Annotated in this window: 6 protein-coding genes and 1 other annotated feature (1 of these 7 only partly in view); of the genes, 3 read left to right on the top strand and 3 right to left on the bottom strand. The window is 52.1% G+C overall.

Annotation, left to right across the window (positions count from 1 at the left end):
• Nucleotides 1-481: 481 nt before the first annotated feature.
• The 3 genes from clpB to rluD form a co-directional block, all read right to left on the bottom strand.
• A complete protein-coding gene (clpB, locus tag ACQE3Z_RS10490; RefSeq protein WP_085070507.1) occupies nt 482-3,055 on the bottom strand; it encodes an ATP-dependent chaperone ClpB in 2,574 nt (857 codons plus the stop codon).
• A 125-nt stretch (nt 3,056-3,180) separates the two neighbouring features.
• Nucleotides 3,181-3,912 (bottom strand): purine nucleoside phosphorylase YfiH, encoded by a 732-nt coding sequence (gene yfiH / locus ACQE3Z_RS10485; RefSeq protein WP_426973734.1) that lies wholly within the window; start codon nt 3,910-3,912, stop codon nt 3,181-3,183.
• A complete protein-coding gene (rluD, locus tag ACQE3Z_RS10480) occupies nt 3,909-4,889 on the bottom strand; it encodes a 23S rRNA pseudouridine(1911/1915/1917) synthase RluD (RefSeq protein ID WP_426973733.1) in 981 nt (326 codons plus the stop codon). The genes yfiH and rluD overlap by 4 nt, the downstream gene beginning before the upstream one ends.
• Before the next feature lie 132 nt (nt 4,890-5,021).
• Here rluD and bamD point away from each other — a divergent pair, with 132 nt between their 5' ends.
• The 3 genes from bamD to ACQE3Z_RS10465 all read left to right on the top strand — a co-directional run bounded on the left by bamD (nt 5,022) and on the right by ACQE3Z_RS10465 (nt 6,532).
• Nucleotides 5,022-5,753 (top strand): outer membrane protein assembly factor BamD, encoded by a 732-nt coding sequence (gene bamD / locus ACQE3Z_RS10475; protein ID WP_426973732.1) that lies wholly within the window; start codon nt 5,022-5,024, stop codon nt 5,751-5,753.
• A gap of 267 nt (nt 5,754-6,020) precedes the next feature.
• A complete protein-coding gene (gene raiA, locus ACQE3Z_RS10470; RefSeq protein WP_250652762.1) occupies nt 6,021-6,362 on the top strand; it encodes a ribosome-associated translation inhibitor RaiA in 342 nt (113 codons plus the stop codon).
• Between the two features lie 121 nt (nt 6,363-6,483).
• Nucleotides 6,484-6,563 (top strand) — a sequence feature (Phe leader region) (it continues 47 nt past the right edge of the window).
• Nucleotides 6,488-6,532, top strand: coding sequence for a hypothetical protein (locus ACQE3Z_RS10465; protein ID WP_418304153.1), 45 nt, complete (start codon nt 6,488-6,490; stop codon nt 6,530-6,532). (Overlaps the previous feature by 45 nt.)

The following is a 6,563-nucleotide window of genomic DNA, read 5'->3' as shown; positions in this document are numbered from 1 at the left end:
CTGCCGCCAGCGTTCAATCTGAGCCATGATCAAACTCTTCAATTTAAAAGTCTGATGCTCAAAGAAAAACGTCGTAATGAATTACGTGTTCACTCTGAGACTTGATACTGCAATAGTTTTTGCGATATCCCGTCCGTGAGTGCCCACACAGATTGTCTGATAAATTGTTAAAGAGCGTTGCGACCGGCACCTGATACCGTTGTCGCGAGGTGGCGTATATTACGCTTTCCTCTTTGAGAGTCAACCTCTTTTTCAGAAGTTTTTCTCCGGCGATTCATCTTGCTGAACCGCTCAACACCGCGTGGCGTAAGCCGTTGTGCCGTGTCGATGGAGGCGCATTATAGGGAGTTCTTGAGACCTCGCAAGTGCTAATTTCAAAAATAAATTCAACCGTTCACATTTCGCGCACTATGCCTATAAACCATGCAAAAAAGCACTTCACAGAGACAAAAATGGGCCTTTCGGCCCATTTTTACATGATTTATTGACGTGCTGTAATAATGCCATCCTGCACATCTATATCTATCGCTTTGCCCGGAACCAGTTTTCCAGACAATATTTGTTGCGCCAGCGGGTTTTCTACCTGCTGCTGAATCGCACGTTTTAACGGACGAGCGCCATATACCGGGTCATACCCATTCTGCCCCAGCAGTTTTAATGCCTCTTCAGACATATTCACCGTAAAGCCGCGCTCTTCCAGACGCTTGTACAGCCGTTGCAGCTGGATCTTAGCAATAGAGGCGATATGTTTTTCACCCAGCGGATGGAACACCACAACCTCATCAATACGGTTAATAAACTCAGGACGGAAATGATGACTCACTACCGACATCACTACATCCTTCATTGCGCTATAGTCCAGCTCGCCAAACCGTTCCTGAATCAGATCGGACCCCAGGTTAGAGGTCATAATCACCACGGTATTGCGGAAATCAACGGTACGTCCCTGCCCATCCGTCAGGCGGCCGTCATCCAACACCTGCAACAGAATATTGAAGACGTCAGGATGCGCCTTTTCTACTTCATCCAACAGAATCACAGAATAAGGGCGACGCCGTACGGCCTCGGTAAGATATCCCCCTTCCTCATACCCTACGTAGCCCGGAGGTGCCCCCACCAGCCGCGACACCGAATGTTTCTCCATAAACTCCGACATATCGATACGCACCATCGCGTCGTCGCTGTCGAACAGGAAATTAGCCAGCGCTTTACACAGTTCGGTTTTACCGACCCCGGTCGGCCCCAGGAACAGGAATGAACCAATCGGGCGGTTCGGATCGGATAAACCAGCACGGCTACGGCGTATTGCATTAGAAACCGCTTCTACTGCTTCATTCTGGCCTATGACCCGCTGATGCAGGTCTTGCTCCATGCGCAGCAGTTTTTCGCGTTCGCCTTCCATCATCCGCGCAACCGGAATACCGGTCCAACGCGCCAGTACATCTGCAATCTCAACGTCCGTCACCCGGTTACGCAGTAAACGCATGGTTTTGCCTTCAGACTGCGTGGCTGCCGCGAGCTGTTTTTCCAGCTCAGGGATTTTGCCATATTGCAGTTCAGACATACGCCCGAGATCGCCGGAACGACGCGCCTGTTCCAGCGCAATCTTCGCCTGCTCCAGCTCTGCTTTAATGTTCTGGGTGCCTGAGAGCGACGCTTTTTCCGCTTTCCACTCTTCTTCCAGTTCAGCGTATTCGCGCTCTTTCTGATTGAGTTCGTCTTCCAGCATTTCCAGACGCTTGATGCTGGCCTCATCCGACTCTTTCTTCAGCGCCTGTTGCTCCAGTTTCAGTTGGATAACGCGACGCTCCAGACGATCCAGCGCTTCTGGCTTGGAATCGATTTGCAAACGGATACTGGAAGCGGCTTCATCAATCAGGTCGATTGCCTTATCTGGCAACTGGCGATCGGCGATATAACGATGTGACAGCGTGGCAGCCGCGACGATAGCAGGATCGGTGATCTGTACATGATGATGCAGCTCATAACGCTCTTTCAGGCCACGCAAAATAGCGATGGTATCTTCAACGCTCGGCTGCGCCACGAAGACTTTCTGAAAACGACGCTCCAGCGCGGCATCCTTTTCAATATACTGCCGATACTCGTCAAGCGTGGTTGCGCCAACGCAGTGTAGCTCCCCGCGCGCCAGCGCAGGCTTCAGCATGTTGCCCGCATCCATAGCGCCATCCGCTTTCCCGGCGCCGACCATAGTATGCAGCTCATCGATAAACAGAATAACGTTGCCTTCCTGCTTAGAGAGATCGTTCAGCACCCCTTTCAGACGCTCTTCAAACTCTCCGCGATACTTAGCGCCAGCCACCAGCGATCCCATATCCAACGCCAGTACCCGACGGCCTTTCAGCCCCTCCGGCACTTCGCCATTAACGATACGCTGCGCCAGTCCTTCAACAATGGCGGTTTTACCAACGCCTGGTTCACCAATCAACACCGGGTTATTTTTGGTGCGCCGTTGCAGTACCTGGATAGTACGGCGAATCTCTTCATCACGGCCAATCACCGGATCAAGTTTGCCCTGTTCCGCACGCTCGGTGAGATCGATAGTGTATTTTTTCAATGCCTGGCGCTGGTCTTCGGCTCCCTGATCGTTCACGCCTTCTCCCCCACGCATTTGTTCAATGGCTTTTGTTAGCTTGTCGCTTGTCGCCCCTGCGGATTTCATTAAATCCGCCAGCGAACCGCGCGAATCAAGCGCAGCCAGAACAAATAATTCTGATGAAATAAAGTTGTCGCCGCGCTTCTGCGCCAGCTTGTCGCACAGGTTAAGTACCCGCACCAGATCGGCGGAAGGCTGGACGTCGCCGTCAGTACCTTCTACCTGTGGCAGACGGCTGATAGCCTGCTCAACACCGTTACGTAATCCACCTACATCCACCCCTGCGGTCGCCAGTAAAGGACGCACAGTGCCGCCTTCCTGATTGAGCAAAGCGCTCATCAAGTGAAGAGGTTCAATGAATTGGTTATCGCGCCCAAGGGCGAGGGATTGAGCATCGGCGAGCGCAAGCTGGAATTTATTAGTAAGACGATCCAGACGCATGATTCCTCCCAATACAGGTCAAAATGCTACTGGAGATGAAATGAGGCCTGACCTCAGATTTTCAAGGTCTTTGATCTGTATTACGGTGAAAAAAAGCGCACCCTGGATCGTCTTGTGGCGTAAGGTTATATCAGCCAGATCAAACTTGCCATACGTCCGGTAGTACCGCTGCGTCGCCAGGAGAAAAAATGAGCAGAATCATGCCAGGTGCAGCGTCCACCCCCGCTAACAGAAGCCACGCCCTGAGCTGCCAGACGCTGACGCGCCAGCTGCCACAGATCGGCATAAAATTTATCGCCAGCAGCACGAAAAGCGCCAGCTGCCGCCGGATCATGGGCCATAAAGGCGGCTCTGACCTCAGGGCCGACTTCAAAGGCTTCTGGCCCTATTGCCGGGCCCATCCAGACGTGAATCTCTTCAGGCGGAGCGGAAAACTGACGAAGCGTATTTTCCAGGACCCCAGCGCAGAGTCCACGCCAGCCCGCATGGGCTGCCGCGACTTCTTTACCATCAAAAGAACAAAAGAGAACCGGCAGGCAGTCGGCTGTCATCACCGCGCAAACCCTTCCGGCCTGATTGCTCCAGACTGCATCAGCGCGACGCGTGGCTGGCGGCCTTCCATCAAGGCGAACAACCTCGGTGCCATGAACCTGCTCCAGCCACCAGGGCATCGCGGGTAAATCGGCCATATCAACCAGGCGTTGCCGGTTAGCCTGCACCGCTGCGGGCTGGTCGCCGACGTGATCGCCCAGGTTAAGCGAATCCCACGGTCCCGCGCTAACGCCACCGGCACGCGTGGTGCTGCAGGCGCGTACCGTTGCTGGTGCTGGCCAGTCAGGAACAATCAGATCGTTCATAGCCAGTCCAGCTGATCCTTAAATGCGTCCGTATCGGCTTTCAGCGCATCAATCAGATCGACCATATCCTGTGGTAGTGGCGCATGCCATTCCATCTCAATACCGGTTACCGGATGATAAAGGCGCAGCATGGTGGCATGTAGCGCCTGGCGATCAAAGCCGCGTAACGTTGCGATAAACGCATCTGAAGCGCCTTTCGGCGGACGCGGACGACCGCCATACAGCGGATCGCCCACCAGCGGATGGTTAATGTGCGACATATGCACACGAATCTGGTGAGTACGGCCGGTTTCCAGACGCAGACGCAGACGCGTATGGGCCCGGAAATGCTCCATAACCCGATAGTGCGTTACCGCATGTTTTCCCATCGGATGAACGGCCATATGGGTACGCTTGGTTGAATGACGACTAATAGGTTCATCAACAACGCCGCCGGCAGTCATATTGCCGATGGCAACTGCCTCATATTCACGGGTAATTTCACGCAGCTGCAACGATTCAACCAGGTGCGTTTGCGCCGGGACGGTTTTCGCCACGACCATCAGGCCAGTGGTATCTTTATCAAGACGGTGGACGATGCCCGCACGCGGTACGTCAACAATGGCCGGATAGTGGTGCAGCAGCGCATTCAGGACGGTACCGTCCGGATTTCCTGCGCCCGGATGCACTACCAGATCGCGCGGCTTGTTAATAACCAGAATATGTTCATCTTCATAGACGATATCCAGGGGAATATTTTGCGCTTCCCAGCGTGCTTCTTCTTCAATTTCCGCCTCGATTGCCACGGCTTCGCCGCCCAATACTTTTTCCTTGGGCGTATCAACGATGTTACCGTTGACGCTCACACGACGATCGAGAATCCACTCTTTTATGCGCGAACGCGAATAATCAGGGAACAATTCCGCCAAAGACTGATCTAAGCGTTGTCCGAGTTGCGATTCGGAGACCGTTGCGGTGAGTTTTACTTGTTGTGCCATAAACAGCTTCTTCGTTAACGTTGGGTTTTCACGGCGATGCCGTTTAATATAATGTGCTATCGTACCTGGTCACTATCGGGAGCTTAATGGACAGCTTCCGCAATAACACACTCTGAGGATAATCAAATCGTCATGACGCGTATGAAATATCTGGTGGCTGCAGCCACGTTGAGCCTGGCTCTTGCGGGTTGTTCAAGCTCTAAGGATCAAGTGCCTGACAGTCCGCCTTCTGAGCTTTATGCAACGGCTCAGCAAAAACTGCAGGACGGTAACTTTAAAGGCGCAATAACGCAACTGGAAGCACTGGATAACCGTTATCCATTTGGCCCTTACGCCCAACAAGTTCAGCTGGATCTGATCTACGCCTACTATAAAAACGCTGACCTGCCGATGGCCCAGGCTGCTATCGATCGCTTTATGCGCCTGAACCCGACACATCCGAACATCGATTATGTTCTGTATATGAAGGGCCTGACGGATATGGCGTTAGACGATTCCGCTCTGCAAGGCTTCTTTGGTATCGATCGCTCCGATCGCGATCCTGAACATGCGCGCACGGCCTTCCGTGACTTTTCTCAGCTGTTGCGTAGCTGGCCGAACAGCCAGTATGCCACCGATGCGCGCCAGCGCTTAGTCTATCTGAAAAATCGCCTGGCAAAATATGAGCTTTCCGTGGCGCAATTCTACACGAAACGCGAAGCCTATGTCGCGGTAGTCAATCGCGTTGAGCAAATGCTGAAAAATTATCCAGATACTCAGGCGACGCGCACCGCGCTGCCGCTAATGGAAAATGCCTATCGCAAGCTGCAACTGAATGCGCAGGCAGACAAAGTCGCAAAGCTTATCGCTGCAAACCAGGCCTGATTAAGCCGCACAGCAAAAAAGCAGCCTGCAGGCTGCTTTTTTGTTTACAAAAACAGCAGGTTTTTCTTTATTCCCTGCTGTTAACTCTCTGAGTTTGCCCTGTGACAAAGGGTTCTACAAGGGGTTTCAGCACATTTACCGTACCCCCTCACAGATTTCATTTCCTTGACAAAAAGTGACAGCTTAATGTGATTTTCGTCACAAAAATCCCTTCTCTTCCCGGTATGCTAAACTTACTACGACGGCAATGACAGAGAGGTAAACATGATGATTGTGAACATTACCAGTAAACAAATGGAAATCACCCCGGCTATCCGCCAGCATGTCGAAGACCGTCTCTCCAAGCTTGAAAAGTGGCAGACTCATTTAATCAATCCGCATATCGTTCTTTCAAAAGCGCCAAAGGAATATGTTGCTGATGCAACAATCAACACGCCTAATGGCCCGCTGGTCGCCAGCGCAACCCATGAAGATATGTATGCCGCTATCAATGAGCTCATCAGTAAACTGGAACGCCAGCTAAACAAAGTTCAGCATAAAGGCGAAGCGCGTCGTGCCGCTGCCAGTGTGAAAGGCTTAACGCCGGTTGATGTTGATGATGAAGTATAAATTCTGATGCGCCCCTGTTTATTCGGGCGCAATTAACGGTACAACGCGCCTGCGGGCGCGTTTTTTATTGACAGTAGCAAAAGGCTACGGTTACTTTAACATCATCCACAACAGCAGGTTATATGATGAAATTTTCGTTTTTCTTCGCTTTCTTTTTTACCTTCCCCTGATTTGGGAGGCGTTTCGTCGCAGAAAAAAGAA

Origin of the sequence: Pantoea sp. FN0307, from assembly GCF_050113815.1 — a bacterium.
Taxonomy (GTDB): Bacteria; Pseudomonadota; Gammaproteobacteria; order Enterobacterales; family Enterobacteriaceae; genus Mixta; species Mixta alhagi.
The sequence above is the reverse complement of the archived record's forward strand: the minus strand, read 5'-3'. Positions and strand labels throughout refer to the sequence as shown.

What these genes read in the sequence shown, in the direction of transcription:
- raiA (WP_250652762.1), top strand. Translation starts at nt 6,021, where the DNA reads ATGATTGTGAACATTACCAGTAAACAAATGGAAATCACCCCGGCTATC.
- yfiH (WP_426973734.1), bottom strand. Translation starts at nt 3,912, where the DNA reads ATGAACGATCTGATTGTTCCTGACTGGCCAGCACCAGCAACGGTACGC.
- clpB (WP_085070507.1), bottom strand. Translation starts at nt 3,055, where the DNA reads ATGCGTCTGGATCGTCTTACTAATAAATTCCAGCTTGCGCTCGCCGAT.
- rluD (WP_426973733.1), bottom strand. Translation starts at nt 4,889, where the DNA reads ATGGCACAACAAGTAAAACTCACCGCAACGGTCTCCGAATCGCAACTC.
- bamD (WP_426973732.1), top strand. Translation starts at nt 5,022, where the DNA reads ATGACGCGTATGAAATATCTGGTGGCTGCAGCCACGTTGAGCCTGGCT.